This window comes from Mycobacterium pseudokansasii (assembly GCF_900566075.1).
Classification (GTDB): domain Bacteria; phylum Actinomycetota; class Actinomycetes; order Mycobacteriales; family Mycobacteriaceae; genus Mycobacterium; species Mycobacterium pseudokansasii.
Genome location: NZ_UPHU01000001.1, coordinates 6,120,182 through 6,136,439 on the forward strand (window position 1 = coordinate 6,120,182; position 16,258 = coordinate 6,136,439).

13 protein-coding genes are annotated in these 16,258 nt (G+C 66.9%); all 13 read left to right on the forward strand.

Annotation, left to right across the window (positions count from 1 at the left end; translation table 11 throughout):
* Positions 1 to 3 precede the first annotated feature (3 nt).
* The 13 genes from wzt to EET10_RS27835 all read left to right on the forward strand — a co-directional run bounded on the left by wzt (position 4) and on the right by EET10_RS27835 (position 16,240).
* Positions 4 to 846 carry a galactan export ABC transporter ATP-binding subunit Wzt/RfbE gene (gene wzt / locus EET10_RS27770; protein WP_036395130.1) on the forward strand — a complete coding sequence of 281 codons (843 nt, stop codon included), beginning with the start codon at positions 4 to 6 and terminating at the stop codon, positions 844 to 846.
* Positions 839 to 1,747 carry a galactofuranosyltransferase GlfT1 gene (gene glfT1, locus EET10_RS27775; protein WP_122502682.1) on the forward strand — a complete coding sequence of 303 codons (909 nt, stop codon included), beginning with the start codon at positions 839 to 841 and terminating at the stop codon, positions 1,745 to 1,747. The genes wzt and glfT1 overlap by 8 nt, the downstream gene beginning before the upstream one ends.
* Entirely contained in the window at positions 1,744 to 2,586 is an 843-nt protein-coding gene (wzm, locus tag EET10_RS27780; RefSeq protein WP_036405635.1) for a galactan export ABC transporter permease subunit Wzm/RfbD, read from the forward strand. Before glfT1 ends, wzm begins: the two co-directional genes overlap by 4 nt.
* Before the next feature lie 152 nt (positions 2,587 to 2,738).
* Positions 2,739 to 4,808 carry a spermine/spermidine synthase domain-containing protein gene (locus tag EET10_RS27785; RefSeq protein ID WP_081260427.1) on the forward strand — a complete coding sequence of 690 codons (2,070 nt, stop codon included), beginning with the start codon at positions 2,739 to 2,741 and terminating at the stop codon, positions 4,806 to 4,808.
* Positions 4,809 to 5,545: 737 nt separating this feature from the next.
* A complete protein-coding gene (locus EET10_RS27795; RefSeq protein WP_036405637.1) occupies positions 5,546 to 5,779 on the forward strand; it encodes an NfeD family protein in 234 nt (77 codons plus the stop codon).
* 28 nt (positions 5,780 to 5,807) lie between these two features.
* On the forward strand, positions 5,808 to 6,944 hold the full coding sequence (locus tag EET10_RS27800; RefSeq protein WP_036405638.1) for an SPFH domain-containing protein: 1,137 nt from the start codon (positions 5,808 to 5,810) through the stop codon (positions 6,942 to 6,944).
* Between the two features lie 190 nt (positions 6,945 to 7,134).
* Positions 7,135 to 7,620 carry a GreA/GreB family elongation factor gene (locus EET10_RS27805; protein ID WP_036405639.1) on the forward strand — a complete coding sequence of 162 codons (486 nt, stop codon included), beginning with the start codon at positions 7,135 to 7,137 and terminating at the stop codon, positions 7,618 to 7,620.
* A 136-nt stretch (positions 7,621 to 7,756) separates the two neighbouring features.
* Positions 7,757 to 8,122: a GtrA family protein gene (locus tag EET10_RS27810; protein WP_089025174.1), complete on the forward strand. Its 366-nt coding sequence runs from the start codon at positions 7,757 to 7,759 to the stop codon at positions 8,120 to 8,122.
* Positions 8,123 to 8,233: 111 nt separating this feature from the next.
* Positions 8,234 to 9,616: a decaprenylphosphoryl-beta-D-ribose oxidase gene (gene dprE1, locus EET10_RS27815; protein ID WP_099187843.1), complete on the forward strand. Its 1,383-nt coding sequence runs from the start codon at positions 8,234 to 8,236 to the stop codon at positions 9,614 to 9,616.
* Positions 9,617 to 9,626: 10 nt separating this feature from the next.
* Positions 9,627 to 10,391, forward strand: coding sequence for a decaprenylphospho-beta-D-erythro-pentofuranosid-2-ulose 2-reductase (dprE2, locus tag EET10_RS27820; protein WP_036405641.1), 765 nt, complete (start codon positions 9,627 to 9,629; stop codon positions 10,389 to 10,391).
* A 2-nt stretch (positions 10,392 to 10,393) separates the two neighbouring features.
* Complete coding sequence (locus EET10_RS27825; protein WP_063466801.1) at positions 10,394 to 12,349, forward strand: galactan 5-O-arabinofuranosyltransferase; 1,956 nt, start codon at positions 10,394 to 10,396, stop codon at positions 12,347 to 12,349.
* 269 nt (positions 12,350 to 12,618) lie between these two features.
* Positions 12,619 to 15,840 carry an arabinosyltransferase domain-containing protein gene (locus EET10_RS27830; protein WP_051490683.1) on the forward strand — a complete coding sequence of 1,074 codons (3,222 nt, stop codon included), beginning with the start codon at positions 12,619 to 12,621 and terminating at the stop codon, positions 15,838 to 15,840.
* Positions 15,841 to 15,991: 151 nt separating this feature from the next.
* On the forward strand, positions 15,992 to 16,240 hold the full coding sequence (locus tag EET10_RS27835) for a PE domain-containing protein (RefSeq protein WP_051490684.1): 249 nt from the start codon (positions 15,992 to 15,994) through the stop codon (positions 16,238 to 16,240).
* The last annotated feature ends 18 nt before the right edge of the window (positions 16,241 to 16,258 follow it).

A 16,258-nucleotide genomic window follows, 5' to 3' on the forward strand; every position in this document is an offset into this window, starting at 1 on the left:
ACCGTGTCCAAGGGTCCGCACATCGAGACGCGCGATGCGTGGGTGGAGTTTCCCATCTTCGACGCCAAATCGCGTTCCCTGAAGAAGGCCTTCCTGGGCAAGGCCGGCGGTGCGATCGGCCGCAACAGTTCCAACGTCGTCGTCATCGAGGCGTTGCGGGACATCACCATGTCGCTCGAACTCGGCGACCGGGTGGGCCTCGTAGGCCACAACGGAGCCGGGAAATCGACTCTGCTGCGCCTACTTTCAGGAATTTACGAGCCGACGCGCGGCTGGGCCAAGGTCAACGGCCGGGTAGCGCCGGTATTCGATCTGGGCATCGGCATGGACCCCGAGATCTCCGGCTACGAAAACATCATCATCCGCGGCTTGTTCCTGGGCCAGACCCGAAAGCAGATGCAGGCCAAGGTGGACGAGATCGCCGAGTTCACCGAGTTGGGCGAGTACCTGTCGATGCCGCTGCGCACCTATTCCACCGGCATGCGGGTTCGGTTGGCGATGGGTGTGGTGACCAGCATCGACCCGGAGATCCTGTTGCTGGACGAAGGCATCGGCGCGGTGGACGCCGAATTCCTCAAGAAAGCCCAGTCGCGGCTGCAGAGTCTGGTCGACCGTTCCGGAATCCTGGTGTTCGCAAGCCATTCCAACGAATTTCTGGCCCGGCTGTGCAAGACCGCGATGTGGATCGACCACGGCGTCATCAAAATGACCGGCGGTATCGAAGACGTGGTGCGCGCCTACGAGGGTGCGGACGCGGCGCGGCACGTGCACGACGTGCTGGCCGAGACGGCGAACTCCGGCAGGGCGCAACAGCCGCTGGCGCAACAAGCGTCCGGGGATGAGTGAGTTCATCGTTGCCGTCGTGGTCACCCACCGGCGCCTCGACGAACTCGCCACGTCGCTGGAGGTGTTGAGCACCCAGACCCGGGCACCGGATCACCTGATCGTCGTCGACAACGACGCCGACGCCCGGGTCCGGGATTTGGTTGCGGCCCAACCGATCCCCACCACCTACCTGGGTTCGCGCCGAAACCTGGGCGGCGCAGGCGGTTTCGCACTCGGCATGTTGCACGCGCTGGCGCTGGGCGCCGATTGGGTGTGGCTGGCCGACGACGACGGACACGCGCACGACACCGGCGTGCTCGAGACGCTACTGGCATGCGCCGAGAAATATCGCTTGGCCGAGGTGTCGCCGATGGTGTGCAACATGGACGACCCGCAGCGGCTGGCGTTTCCGCTGCGGCGTGGTCTGGTATGGCGCAGGCGCACCAGCGAATTACCCACCGAGCAGGGACAGGAGCTGCTGCCCGGGATCGCGTCGCTGTTCAACGGGGCACTGCTTCGGGCCGCCACGTGCGAGGCGATCGGTGTGCCCGACCTGCGGCTGTTCATCCGCGGCGACGAGGTGGAAATGCACCGCCGGCTGGTTCGGTCCGGTCTGCCGTTCGGCACCTGCCTGGATGCGGTGTACCTGCACCCGTGCGGGTCCGAGGAATTCAAACCCATCCTGGGCGGCCGCATGCACACCCAATACCCCGACGATCCCGGCAAGCGGTTCTTCACCTACCGCAACCGCGGCTACGTGTTGTCGCAACCGGGTCTGCGTAAGCTCTTGCCCCAGGAGTGGATTCGGTTCGGCTGGTTCTTCCTGGTGACCCGCCGCGACCCTAAGGGCTTGATGGAGTGGATTCGGTTGCGCCGCTTGGGACGTCGTGAGAGGTTCGGGCGGCCCGGAGGTGTGGCATGACGTTCATCGACGCTCAAGCTAGTTTCAAAGCACAGTCGCGGACACTCGCCCGCGCCCGTCGCGATCTGGTCGACGGGTTCCGGCGTCACGAGCTGTGGCTGCACCTGGGCTGGCAGGACATCAAGCAGCGGTACCGCCGCTCGGTGCTCGGCCCGTTCTGGATCACCATCGCCACCGGTACCACCGCGGTGGCGATGGGCGGGCTCTATTCCAAGTTGTTTCACCTCGAGTTGTCGGAGCATCTGCCCTACGTCACGCTCGGGCTGATCATCTGGAACCTGATCAACGCCGCCATCCTGGACGGCGCCGATGTGTTCGTCTCCAACGAGGGTCTGATCAAACAATTGCCGACACCGTTGAGCGTGCACGTGTACCGGCTGGTGTGGCGGCAGATGATCTTGTTCGCCCACAACATCGTGATCTATCTGGCGGTGGCGATCATCTTCCCCAAGCCGTGGTCGTGGGCCGATCTGTCGGTGTTTCCGGCATTGGGGCTGATCGTGCTCAATTGCGTATGGGTGTCACTGTGTTTCGGCATCCTGGCCACCCGCTACCGCGACATCGGGCCCCTGCTGTTCTCGGTGGTCCAGCTGCTGTTCTTCATGACGCCGATCATCTGGAACGACGACACCCTGCGCCAGCAGGGCGCCGGACGGTGGTCGCGCATCGTCGAACTCAACCCGCTGCTGCACTACCTCGACATCGTGCGGGCGCCGCTGCTGGGCGCGCACCAGGAGTTGCGGCACTGGATGGTGGTGGTGGTGCTGACCGTCGTCGGGTGGGTGCTGGCGGCGGTTGCCATGCGGCAATATCGCGCGCGGGTGCCCTATTGGGTTTGAGAGCCACGGTGGCGACGTCGCGTCATCCCGTTGAAGTCCGCCGCCAGCTCGTCCCCGCGACACTGCGGCCACGACGAGCTTGAGCCGGTCGCGATTCGGCGACTATTTGCTCAAGGGCCTCGACGGCGGTCCCGACATGTCATGATGCGGCGGTGAGCTCCTCGCTGCGGGCCCGGACCTCGACCCGGCCCGGCCAACCGGCGCCCGAACGGGCCACGGGGCGCGATGCCCGCGCCGTCATCGCCCGATTGGTGCTGGGCAGCTCGGCGATACTGTTCATCGAGCTCGTTCTGATCCGCTGGCTGGGGTCGAACGTGCTGCATCTGTCGTACTTCACCAACTTCGTGTTGCTCGGCTCGTTCCTGGGCATCGGCATGGGCTTCTTGATCTCCCGGAAATCCTGGTCGATCCTGCCGCTGTCCAGCATGCTGCTGATGCTGCTGGTGCTCGCCGTGCATCTGTTTCCGATCAGATTGAACCGCAGCGGTAGCGACATCATCTACTTCACGTCGGCCAGCCCCAGCGGCCTACCGGCCTGGATCGTGCTGCCGGCGGTCTTCGTCGTCGTGGCGGCGCTGATGGCCGGACCGGGCGAGGTGGTCGGCCGCTGTTTCGGCCAACTCGATGCGCTCACCTGCTACCGCTGGGACCTGATCGGCTCGCTGCTCGGCATCGGCCTATTCACGCTGCTGTCATTCCTGCGGGCGCCGTCGGTGGTGTGGGCGACGATCGCCGCCGTCATGCTGGTGGCGCTGAACCAGCGCGGATTCAGGATCGCAACCGCAATCTCGGGTGCCGGGCTGATCCTGGTCCTGCTGGCGGAGTCGATCACGCCCGGCGTCTCCTGGTCGCCGTACTACAAGGTGCAGACCTGGGGACACCGGTCGTGGGACGGCGCGACGCTGGTGGCGATCTCGGTCAACGGCATCCCGCACCAAGTGATGGCGCCTGCGGACTGGATTCTCACCCAGTCCGCTCCGACATACCAGCAGTACCGCGTGCCCTATGAGCGGACGAACACGCTCCGCCTGGATAACGTGCTCGTCGTCGGGGCGGGGTCGGGGTCCGATGTCGCCGTTGCATTGTCCAAGGGGGCCAAGCACGTCGACGCGGTGGACATCGACCCGCAACTCGTGCAGATCGGCGTCAGGCGCAACCCCGATCGTGCCTACTCGGACCCACGCGTCAGCGTGCACATCGACGACGGCCGGGCCTTCCTGCAATCCACCGACGCCACCTACGACCTGATCCTGTTCGCGCTGCCGGACTCGCTGGCTCTGGTCACCGGCGCCTCGCAGATTCGCCTGGAATCGTTCCTGTTCACCGATCGCGCGCTACGGACGGCCCACGAGCACCTCAAGCCGAGCGGTGTCTTCGCGATGTACAACGCCTACCGCCAGCCCTGGCTCATCGACCGGCTGGCCGAGACGTCGGCCGCCGCGTTCGGACACCGACCGTGCGTCGACCGGACGGCCAGTCACCGTGCGGTGATCACCGTCGCGGTCGATCCGGCCAATCAGAAGTGCGCCGCGCCGTCCGCAACGCCGAGCGAGGTCGTCTCACCCGCCACCGACGACCGCCCGTTCCTCTACTACAAGGGGGGCGCGATCCCGGCCATGTATCTGTGGGCGCTGGCCGGAATCATGCTGATCACGCTGCTCGCGGTCCGGCTGCTGGGCGGGTCGTTTCGATCGATGCGCCCCTACTTCGACCTCTTCTTCATGGGCGCCGCGTTCCTGCTGTTGGAGACCAAGAACATCGCCACCTTCGCGCTGCTGTTCGGCACCACCTGGCTGGTGAACGCGCTGGTCTTCGCCTGCGTGCTGGTGATCGTCCTGGCGGCCGTCGAGACCACCCGGCGATTCCGCACTCCACTGCTTCCCGTGGTGTGGGGGACCATCGTCGCGTCCCTGGCCATGGCATACGTGATCGACCCCGCCTGGTTGCTGAGTTGGCCGTTCTGGCCACGACTGCTCGTGGCCTGCGTGGTCGGGTTCCTGCCGATTTACCTGGCCAACATCGCCTTTGCCAAACGCTTCGCCGCCACCGAGCACGCACAGTCGGCGTTCGCCATCAATCTGCTGGGTTCCATTCTCGGGGGCTGCCTCGAATATGGCGCCCTGGTCACCGGTTACCGCAATCTGCTGATCGTCGTCGGGGTGCTCTACCTGCTCGCGTTCGTGCTGACCCCGAAACGGGACGGGGCGCTGGTCACCGTCTGACCCCCGGCCGCCTTGCCGCACCCACGTTGAGATGCATTGCACCAGAAGCGATACCGACGTCGGTGGTGCATCGCCACCGTTTCGGTCACGTTCGGCGGCTGGACGGTCACCCCGCACCTGCAAGGGCGGTCCGCCGGCGATTTGGCGGATGTGGTGTCCGGCGCAGCTCCCGCCTACGACCTCACCCGTTGTCCGGCCCGGGTGGTCGGGATCGAGATTGCCGGACCCGGTTCCCGACCCGTCCGAGCCACCTGCGATTGTCGCCCGGCTACCGCGCGCGGCCCGCCCCGGGCGCGGACGTCGAAAGGCAGCTGAGCGTCTTCGGTTTCGCCGACGCCGCGATACCGCCCAACTGCCTGCCGGCCACGAGCCGGCGGTCGTGGCCGCGGCGGCCGATCGTCAACCGGAGCGGAACTGAGTCATCAACGGCGGCAACGATTCCCGATCCGATCACTATACAGGCCGGCGGATCGGTGGCGGAATCGATACTGGCGGCGGGTAACGGCCCACATCCGAGCAGCAGTTTTCGTTCGAATCGCTCGACCAGGTATCACGCGACGACCGCCGCGGGCAGCGGTGTGTCGCGTGCGGCGGGTCGGCGTCCGCCGCTTCACCGGCCAGCTGATAGGGAGCTTCGATCGTCCTATCTGCGCCCACTTTTCGTCACCGGCCAGCCGCGGGGCTGACTACGGCCGAAAAACTCGACGCCGTGCCCCCTGAAGGAGCAGGATGCCTTCGTGAGCGACGCCTCGGTGATCGGTTGCGTTGGGACGTTGATCGTGGCGACCAGAGGCGCAGACGGTCCTGGCGAGGTCATACTTTCGGTGCGGGGCACCAGGGAGGCATTCCTGGCCCGCTCTGACGAACCATTGCCGAAGGGCACCAACGTGCTTGTGGTTGGGGTTCGGGGTGCGAGAACGGTCATCGTCGAGCCCTGGACCCAGATGGTGGCGACCGAACTTTTTTCGTAGAAATCGCGAAAGTGTAAGGAGTCCAACGATGCTCGGCTACAAGGTGCCCGCTCCAGACGAGGCGATGCTGATCTCCGGCGGAAAGGTCAAGGGCAACGTCCCCTTCCGGGTCGTCACTGGCCACGGCGCATTCGTCGTCCCCTTCTTCCGAAAGGCCGCCTTCCTGACGTTGGCCATGTGCGAGGCCGAAGTCGCCGAAAAGTGCGTCACCCAGCAGGGCATCACGCTCAACGTCCGGGCGGTGATCGCGTTCAAGGTGGGCAACGACACCGAGAGCATCATCGCCGCGGCGCAACGGTTCCTGTCCGAGCAAGACCAGATGTCGGTGCTTACCGGCCGGATCTTCGCCGGTCACCTGCGCTCGATCATCGGCTCTATGACCGTCGAGGAGATCATCCGCGAGCGCCAGAAGCTGGCCACCGAGGTGCTCGACGGCTCCAAAGAAGAGATGGCCCGCATCGGGCTGACCGTCGACGCGCTGCAAATCCAGTCCATCGACGACGACGGACTCGGCTACATCGACGCGATGTCGGCGCCGCATAACGCCGCGATCCAGCAGCAGGCCCAGATCGCTCAAGCACAGGCCAACCAGGCGGCCGCCGAAGCCGAGCAGGAATCGCAGCGCAAGCAGGCCGAGTTCGCCCGGCAAACCGCCATCGTCAAGGCGCAATACAAGGCCGAGATCGACAAGGCGCAAGCAGAGGCCGCGCAGGCCGGTCCGCTGGCCGAAGCCCAGGCCCAGCGAGAGGTGCTGGAAATGCGGACCGAATTGGCCCAGCGCGCCGCCGAACTGCGCCAGCAGGAACTGGTCGCCGAGGTGGTCAAGCCGGCGGAGGCCGAAGCCGAACGGGTCCGGATCCTGGCCGTCGCCGACGCGGAGAAAATGAAGATCCAGGCCGAGGCGGCGGCGTCGCACAATCGGGTGGCACTCGACCGGATGCTCATCGACCAGCTGCCGGTGATCGTGGAGAAGGCCGCCCGAGGCCTGGCGGGGGCGAATCTGACCGTGCTCAACGGCGCCGAAGGGCTCAGCCAGGTGGCCGCCGGGCTGGTTTCGCAGGGTGTGGCCATCTTCGACGCACTGCGCGGCGGAACACTGGACTACGACGAGGACACGGACAACGTGGTGTCGCCGCTGACCGGAGGTGCCAAAGAAGGTGCCTAACCACCTGACGGCACGCCGCATCGGGCGGCAGGGCCGCCCGATGGTTAACGGCGCGAATAACCGGCTATATCCGCTTGGCGAATATCAGTGACGGCTAGCCGTTGGTGGTGTAACACTGAAACGCCACGATTGCCGATGAGCAATCGGCACACGGCACCTACCGGCAACCTGGGGCGAAAGGTCTGCGGACGTGAGCGAGGAAGTCCAATCAACGGGGCTGGCGGAAGCGGCACGCGATCACCTCGCCGCCGAGCTGGCCAGGCTACGGCAACGCCACGACCGCCTCGAGATCGAAGTCAAGAACGACCGCGGCATGGTCGGCGACCACGGGGACGCCGCCGAGGCAATCCAGCGCGCCGACGAGCTGGCCGTCCTCGCGGACCGGATCAACGAACTGGACCGGCGGCTCAAGTCCGGGCCGCTGCGCGACACCGGGTCCGACGCACTGCCCGGTGGCACCGAGGTGACGTTGCGGTTTCCCGACGGTGAGGTCGTCACGATGCACGTGATCTCCATCATCGAAGAGAGCCCCGAAGGCCACGAAGCGGAAACGCTGACCGCCAACAGCCCGCTCGGTCAGGCGCTCGCCGGGCGTCAACCCGGCGACACCGTCACCTACTCCACCCCCCGGGGGCCCAGTCAGGTCGAGCTGATCGCAATGAAGTTGCCCACCTGATCGGCTGACGCACGGAAACGGAAGGTACCCGGGGCGCGGGCCGGCCCGGTTAGACTTCCCCCCGATGATCCCGCCCGAGCCTGATGCCGCGCCCACGCGCGAGCACCATCAGCACCTGCATCTGACGACCCAGATGGTGCGTTTCGTCGTCACCGGCGGTTTCGCGGCGATCGTCGACTTCAGCGTCTACGTGGCGCTGTACAAAGGGGTGGGCCTGCAGGTTGACCTGTCGAAGTTCATCAGCGTCGTGGTCGGCACCATCACCGCCTACCTGATCAACCGCCGATGGACCTTCCAGGCCTCGCCGAGCAGGGCGCGGTTCGCCGCGGTTATGGGCCTTTACGGGGTCACCTTCGCCGTGCAGGTCGGGCTCAACCATCTGTGCCTGGCGCTGTTGCACTACCGGGGGTGGGCGATACCCGTCGCGTTCGTGATCGCGCAGGGCACCGCCACGGTGATCAACTTCGTCGTGCAGCGAGCGGTGATCTTCCGGATCCGCTGAGCGGACTGCGGCCGGATCGATGGTCGGCATTGCACACTCGATCGAGCTACCTCCGCTGCCGGACGTCGGCGTCCCGCAGCGTCACCGCGGGAGGCGGTACCCTCTTTGACGATGTCGAGCAACGCCAGTTCCCCCACCCCCACCCGGCTGACCGGGTGGGGCCGCACCGCGCCGTCGGTGGCCGAGGTGCTGCGCACTCCCGATCCGGAAGTGATCGCCAAGGCGGTGGTCCGGGCGGCCGACTCCGGTACCCGGGGTGTGATCGCCCGCGGCCTGGGCCGTTCCTACGGCGACAACGCGCAAAACGGCGGCGGCTTGGTGATCGACATGAGCGGGCTGAAAAACATCCACTCCATCAGCGCCGACACCAAGCTGGCCGACGTCGACGCCGGCGTCAACCTCGACCAGCTGATGAAGGCCGCCCTGCCGTTCGGGCTGTGGGTGCCGGTACTGCCCGGCACCCGGCAAGTCACGATCGGTGGCGCGATCGCCTGCGACATCCACGGCAAGAACCACCACAGCGCGGGCAGCTTCGGCAACCATGTGCGGTCGATGGACCTGCTGCTGGCGAACGGCGAGGTCCGGCGGGTCACCCCGGATGGCGACGAGGCCGAGTTGTTCTGGGCCACCGTCGGCGGCAACGGGCTGACCGGGATCATCCTGCGCGCCACCATCGAGATGACCCCCACCGAGACCGCGTACTTCATCGCCGACGGTGACGTCACCGCCACCCTGGACGAAACCATCGCCCTGCACAGCGACGGCAGCGAAGCCGCCTACACCTATTCCAGCGCCTGGTTCGACGCGATCAGCGCCCCCCCGAAGCTGGGCCGAGCGGCGGTGTCTCGCGGCTGTCTGGCCAAACTCGACCAGCTGCCCGATAAGCTGCGACGCAATCCGCTGAAATTCGATGCGCCCCAGCTACTTACGTTCCCTGACGTGTTCCCTAACGGGCTGGCCAACAAGTACACCTTCGGGCCGATCGGCGAGCTGTGGTATCGCAAGTCCGGAACCTACCGCGGCAAGATCCAGAACCTGACGCAGTTCTACCACCCTCTGGACATGTTCGGTGAATGGAACCGCGCCTACGGTCCGGCGGGTTTTCTGCAGTACCAGTTCGTGATTCCCACCGAGGCGGTCGACGAGTTCAAGAAGATCATCCGCGACATCCAGGCCAGCGGCCACTACTCGTTTCTCAACGTGTTCAAGTTGTTCGGCCCTGGCAACCGGGCGCCGCTGAGCTTTCCGATCCCGGGCTGGAACATCTGCGTCGACTTCCCGATCAAGGCCGGCCTCAACGAGTTCGTCAGCGAACTCGACCGCCGGGTACTGGAATTCGGCGGCCGGCTCTACACCGCCAAGGATTCCCGCACCACCGCCGAAACCTTCCACGCCATGTATCCGCGTATCGACGAATGGATTGCCGTGCGCCGCAAGGTCGACCCGCTGCGGGTGTTCGCCTCCGACATGGCCCGACGTTTGGAGCTGCTCTAGATGGTGTGCAATGGTTCTTGATGCCGTGGGAAACCCACAGTCCATCCTGCTGCTGGGTGGCACTTCCGAAATCGGGCTGGCCATCTGCGAGCGCTACCTGCGCAACGCTCCGGCGCGCATCGTGCTGGCCTGCCTTCCCGACGACCCGGGCCGCGACGACGCGGTCGCTGCCATGAAGGCCGCCGGTGCGCGGTCGGTGGTACTCGTCGACTTCGACGCGGTGGACACCGAAAGCCACCCGAAGGTAATCGAGCAGTGCTTTGCCGATGGCGACATAGATGTGGCCATCGTCGCTTTCGGTTTGCTCGGCGATGCCGAAGAGCTGTGGCAGAACCAGCGCAAGGCGGTGCAGATCGCCGAGATCAACTACACCGCAGCGGTTTCGGTAGGCGTGCTGCTGGCCGAGAAGATGCGCGCCCAGGGATTCGGCCAGATCATCGCGATGAGCACCGTGGCCGGCGAGCGGGTACGCCGGTCCAACTTCGTCTACGGCTCCACCAAGGCCGGCCTGGACGGCTTCTATCTGGGATTGTCAGAAGCGTTGCGGGAGTTTGGGGTTCGGGTTCTGGTGATCCGGCCGGGCCAGGTCCGTACCCGAATGAGCGCGCATATCAAGGAAGCTCCGCTGACCGTCGACAAGGAGTACGTCGCCAACCTCGCGGTGACCGCGGCCGCTAAAGGTAAGGAATTGGTTTGGGCGCCAGCAGCATTCCGTTACGTGATGATGGTGTTGCGACACATCCCGCGAAGCATCTTCCGCAAGCTGCCCATCTGAGCATGCCGGGCGCCCGCAACGCGCTGGCCACCATTGGCCAGATGGCCTTGGCGGCGTTGGTCGCCGTCGTCGTCGCCGTGCTGTCACTGATCGCCGTCTCGCGGGTGGAGTGGCCGGCTTTCCCCTCGTCCAACCAGTTGCATGCGCTGACCACCGTCGGTCAGGTCGGCTGTCTGGCCGGGCTGCTCGCCGTCGGCTGGGTGTGGCACTCCGGGCGGTTTCGCCGGCTGGCGCAGCTGGGTGGGCTGGTGCTGGTGTCGGCGTTCACCGTGGTGACGCTGGGCATGCCGCTGGGAGCCACCACGCTGTACCTATTCGGCGTCTCGGTCGACCAGCAGTTCCGCACCGAGTACCTGACCCGGCTCGCCGACAGCCCCGCCCTGCAGGACATGACCTACCTGGGCCTGCCACCGTTCTACCCGCCTGGCTGGTTCTGGATCGGTGGGCGCGCCGCCGCGCTGACCGGCACACCCGCCTGGGAGATGTTCAAACCCTGGGCGATCACCTCGATCACCGTCGCTGTCGCGGTCGCGTTGGTGCTGTGGTGGCGGCTGATCCGCTTCGAGTACGCGCTGCTGGTCACCATCGCCACGGCGGCGGTGACGCTTGCCTACAGTTCGCCGGAGCCGTACGCCGCGATGATCACCGTGCTGCTGCCGCCGGTGCTGGTGCTGACCTGGTCGGGGTTGCGCGCCGGCGGCGGGCGCGAGCGTGACGCGACAGTCACGCCCGAAGCCGAGCGTGACGATGGCGTCACACGCGCCTTGACGCCGAAGACGGCGGGTTGGGCCGCCATCTTCGGCGCCGGCGTCTTCCTGGGCTTCGCGGCGACCTGGTACACGCTGCTATTCGCCTACAGCGCGTTCACTGTCGCGCTGATGGCGCTGCTGCTGGCCGGGTCCCGGTGGCGGCGGGGTGGCCTCGCGGCGGCCCTCGACCCGCTGCGGCGGCTGACCGTCATCGGCGTCATCGCGGCGGCCATCGGCTCCAGCACCTGGCTGCCTTATCTGCTGCGGGCGGCCCGCGACCCGGTCAGCAACACCGGCAGCGCCCAGCATTACCTGCCGGCCGACGGCGCCGAACTGACCTTCCCGATGCTGCAGTTCTCGCTGCTGGGCGCGCTGTGCCTGCTGGGCACGCTGTGGCTGGTGATCCGGGCGCGGTCGTCGACCCGGGCCGGCGCGTTGGCCATCGGTGTGCTGGCCGTCTACCTGTGGTCGCTGCTGTCGATGCTGACCACGTTGGCGCGCACCACGCTGCTGTCGTTTCGGCTGCAGCCGACGTTGACCGTACTGCTGGCCGCGGCGGGAGTGTTCGGCTTCGTCGAGGCGGCACAAGCGCTGGCCGTCCGGCGACACGCTGTGCTCCCGGTGGCCGGCGCGTTCGGGCTGGCCGGCGCCATCGCGTTCAGCCAGGACATTCCCGACGTGCTGCGGCCCGACCTGACCGTCGCCTACACCGACACCGACGGCCACGGCCAGCGCGGTGACCGGCGCCCGCCCGGCTCCGAGAAGTACTACCCGGTGGTCGACGCCGCCATCCGAAAGGTCACCGGCAAACCGCGCGATCAGCTCGTGGTGCTTACCGCCGACTACAGCTTCCTGGCGTACTACCCCTATTGGGGGTTCCAGGGGTTGACGTCGCACTACGCCAACCCGCTGGCGCAGTTCGACAAGCGCGCCGCCCACATCGAGAGCTGGGCCAAGCTCAAGACCCCCGACGAGTTCGTCGCCGCCCTGGACAAGCTGCCCTGGCCGGCGCCGACGGTGTTTCTGATGCGCCGCGGCGCGGGTAATACCTACACCCTGCGGCTCGCCCAAGACGTCTACCCCAACCAGCCCAACGTTCGCCGCTACACGGTGGAGTTGAAGTCCGCCCTCTTCGCCGACCCGCGTTTCAACGTCGACACCATAGGCCCCTTCGTTCTGGCTATTCGCAAACCGGCGGCAGGTGCCTGATGGCCACCGAAACCGCACCGGGCGCGCTGCACCCCGCCTGATCGCCGAACTCCTCAACGGGCCCACGCGGCCCGCATCGTCGTCCGGCCCGGCCTGATCGCCGAACTCCTCAACGGGCCCACGCGGCCCGCATCGTCGTCCGGCCCGGCCTGATCGCCGAACTCCTCAACGGGCCCACGCGGCCCGCATCGTCGTCCGGCTAGCCTGATCGCCGAACTCCTCAACGGGCCCACGCGGCCCGCATCGTCGTCCGGCTACCATCTACCTCCGTGAGCGACGCGGGAGCAAACTACCGGATCGCTCGGTTCGTCGCCGCCGTCGCGGGCCTGCTCGGGACCATCCTGGCGCTGGCCACCCCGCTGCTGCCGGTCAAGCAGACCACCGCGCAACTGAACTGGCCGCAAAGCGGCACCTTCACCAGCGTCGAGGCGCCGCTGATCGGCTATGTGGCCACCGAACTCAACATCGCCATCCCCTGCCAGGCCGCCGCCGAACTGGCAGGGCCGCAGAACACCGGCAAGACCGTGCTGTTGTCGACAGTGCCCAAGCAGGCCCCCAACGCCGTCGACCGAGGGTTGCTCATCCAGCGCGCCAACGACGACCTGGTGCTGGTGGTGCGCAACGTCCCGGTGGTCAGCGCTCCGCTGAGCCAGGTGCTGAGCCCCGCATGTCAGCAGTTGACGTTTACCGCCCACGCCGACAAGGTCGCCGCCGCATTCGTGGGGCTCAAACAGGGTCCCAACGCCGAACATCCCGGCGAACCGCTGCGCGGGGAGCGCGGCGGCTACGACTTTCGGCCGCAGATCGTCGGGGTGTTCACCGATCTGTCCGGGCCGACACCGCCGGGCCTAAGCTTCTCGGCCACCGTCGACACCCGCTACAGCAGCGGCCCCACCGCGCTGAAATTGGCCGCAATGATCCTCGGCCTGCTGTCCACCGCGGTCGCCCTGGTCGCACTGCACATCCTCGACACCGCAGATGGCACCCGTCACCGGCGCATCCTGCCGCAGCGCTGGTGGTCGGCCGGCGGGCTGGACGCCCTGGTCATCGCGGTGCTGGTGTGGTGGCACTTCGTCGGCGCCAACACCTCCGATGACGGCTACATCCTGACGATGGCCCGGGTGTCCGAACACGCGGGCTACATGGCGAACTATTACCGCTGGTTCGGCACACCCGAGGCGCCCTTCGGCTGGTACTACGACCTGCTGGCAATGTGGGCACACGTCAGCACCGCCAGCGTCTGGATGCGGCTGCCCACCCTGGCGATGGCCTTGACGTGCTGGTGGTTGATCAGCCGCGAGGTCATCCCGCGGCTCGGCCACGCCGTCAAACACAGCCGCGCTGCGGCGTGGACGGCGGCGGGCATGTTCCTGGCGGTGTGGCTGCCGCTCAACAACGGCCTGCGGCCGGAGCCGATCATCGCCCTGGGCATCCTGCTGACCTGGTGTTCGGTGGAGCGCGCGGTGGCCACCAGCCGGCTGCTGCCGGTGGCGATCGCCTGCATCCTCGGTGCGCTGACGCTGTTCTCCGGGCCCACCGGCATCGCCTCCATCGGCGCGCTGCTGGTCGCGATCGGGCCGCTGCGGACCATTCTGCACCGGCGCTACAAACAGTTCGGCGCGCTGCCGCTGCTGGCGCCGTTGCTCGCTGCGGCCACCGTCACCGCGGTCCTGATCTTCCGCGACCAGACGTTTGCCGGCGAGACCCAGGCCAGCCTGCTCAAGCGTGCCGTCGGGCCCAGCCTCAAGTGGTTCGACGAACACATCCGCTACGAGCGGCTGTTCATGGCCAGCCCCGACGGGTCGGTGGCCCGCCGCTTCGCGGTGCTAGCACTGGTCGTTGCGCTCGCCGTCGCGGTGGCAATGTCGTTGCGCAAAGGGCGAATCCCGGGCACGGCCGCCGGCCCCAGCCGCCGCATCATCGGGATCACCATCATCTCGTTCCTGGCCATGATGTTCACTCCGACGAAATGGACCCACCACTTCGGGGTGTTCGCCGGGCTGGCGGGCTCACTGGGAGCGCTGGCCGCGGTCGCGGTGACCGGGGCGGCGATGCGGTCCCGACGCAACCGCACCGTGTTCGCCGCCGTGGTGATCTTCGTGATGGCGTTGTCCTTCGCCAGTGTCAACGGCTGGTGGTATGTCTCCAATTTCGGTGTGCCGTGGTCGAATTCATTCCCGAAGTGGCGCTGGTCGCTCACCACCGCGCTGCTCGAGCTCTCGGTCGTGGTGCTGGTGGTGGCGGCGTGGTTCAACTTCGTCGACACCGACGACGGGCCGCCCAGGACCCGGATCGGGGCACGGCTTGCCCGGATAATCCAGTCCCCGTTGGCAATTGCGACGTGGCTGCTGGTGATCATGGAAGTCGCGTCGCTGACCCTGGGGATGATTTCCCAGTACCCGGCGTGGTCCGTCGGCCGGTCAAACCTGCAGGCTGTCACCGGCAAGACGTGCGGGCTGGCCGAAGACGTGCTGGTGGAGCTCGATCCCGAGGCAGGCATGCTGCCCCCGATGAGCGCCCCGATAGCCGACGCGCTGGGCGCCGGCCTTTCAGAAGCGTTCACTCCCAACGGAATTCCCGCTGACGTCTCGGCCGACCCGGTGATGGAACGTCCGGGCGACCGCAGCTTCATCAACGACGACGGGCTGGTCACCGGCACCGAGGCCGGCACCGAAGGCGGCACCACGGCCGCACCGGGGATCAACGGCTCCCGCGCCCGGCTGCCGTTCAACCTGGATCCGGCCCGTACGCCGGTGCTGGGTAGTTGGCGCGCCGGCATCCAGGTGCCCGCTATACTGCGTTCGGGCTGGTATCGCCTGCCGCCCAAGGGGGAACGGAGCAAGACACCGCTGCTCGTGGTGTCAGCGGCGGGCCGGTTCGATCCGCGGGAAGTCCAGGTGCAATGGGCCACCGATGAGCAGGCAGCCGCCGGAAAGCACAGCGGCTCTATAGGATTCGCCGACGTGGGCGCGGCGCCGGCTTGGCGTAACCTGCGGGCACCACTGTCGGCCATCCCCGACACGGCCACCCAGATTCGCCTGGTGGCGGACGACGACGACCTGGCTCCGCAGCACTGGATCGCCTTGACCCCGCCGCGGATTCCACGGCTGCGCACACTGCAGGACGTGGTGGGCTCCAAGGATCCGGTGTTCCTGGACTGGCTGGTCGGGCTGGCATTCCCATGCCAGCGACCGTTCGGCCATCAAAACGGCGTTATCGAGACGCCGAAATGGCGGATCCTGCCGGACCGGTTCGGCGCCGAGGCCAACTCCCCGGTGATGGACAAGAACGGCGGCGGCCCGCTGGGCATCACCGAGCTCCTGCTGCGCGCAACCACCGTGGCCAGCTACCTCAAGGACGACTGGTTCCGGGACTGGGGCTCACTGCAGCGATTGACGCCCTACTACCCCGACGCCGAGCCCGCCCGGCTGGCGCTGGGCACGGTGACACGTAGCGGTCTGTGGAATCCCGCGCCTATGCGCAAGGGCTAGGCCCGGCGGCCGCCTTTGCTCCTCCAGTAGGGGGATGAAATTTCATCCTGCGAATCCCCTATCTGGCCGAGGGGCTGGTGGCCCCGACTCCCCGAAGATGGTAGCTGCAGCACCGGCTCGGCAACCAAACTCGCGATAAGGGGACCATGGGATGTCGTTGCTTTTGGCCAGCCCGGCAGCTCTGGCAGCCGCAGCAGTCGACCTGATAGGTGTCGGAGCGTCGCTGGGTTCGGCGAACGCGGCGGCGGCCCCGATGGCGGCGGTACTGGCCGCGGGGGCCGATGAAGCGTCGGCGTCGCTGTTCTCCGAGGCTTATCACAACCAGTTTGTTCGGCCACTCCATGCGAGTGCAGACGCCTATGCCCTCGCCGAAGCCGCCAACGCCTCGACGCACAGGTAAAAAGTCTTCCGAATTGGG

What these genes read in the sequence shown, in the direction of transcription:
- glfT1 (WP_122502682.1), top strand. Translation starts at nt 839, where the DNA reads ATGAGTGAGTTCATCGTTGCCGTCGTGGTCACCCACCGGCGCCTCGAC.
- wzm (WP_036405635.1), top strand. Translation starts at nt 1,744, where the DNA reads ATGACGTTCATCGACGCTCAAGCTAGTTTCAAAGCACAGTCGCGGACA.
- EET10_RS27800 (WP_036405638.1), top strand. Translation starts at nt 5,808, where the DNA reads ATGCTCGGCTACAAGGTGCCCGCTCCAGACGAGGCGATGCTGATCTCC.
- dprE1 (WP_099187843.1), top strand. Translation starts at nt 8,234, where the DNA reads ATGTCGAGCAACGCCAGTTCCCCCACCCCCACCCGGCTGACCGGGTGG.
- dprE2 (WP_036405641.1), top strand. Translation starts at nt 9,627, where the DNA reads ATGGTTCTTGATGCCGTGGGAAACCCACAGTCCATCCTGCTGCTGGGT.
- EET10_RS27825 (WP_063466801.1), top strand. Translation starts at nt 10,394, where the DNA reads ATGCCGGGCGCCCGCAACGCGCTGGCCACCATTGGCCAGATGGCCTTG.
- EET10_RS27835 (WP_051490684.1), top strand. Translation starts at nt 15,992, where the DNA reads ATGTCGTTGCTTTTGGCCAGCCCGGCAGCTCTGGCAGCCGCAGCAGTC.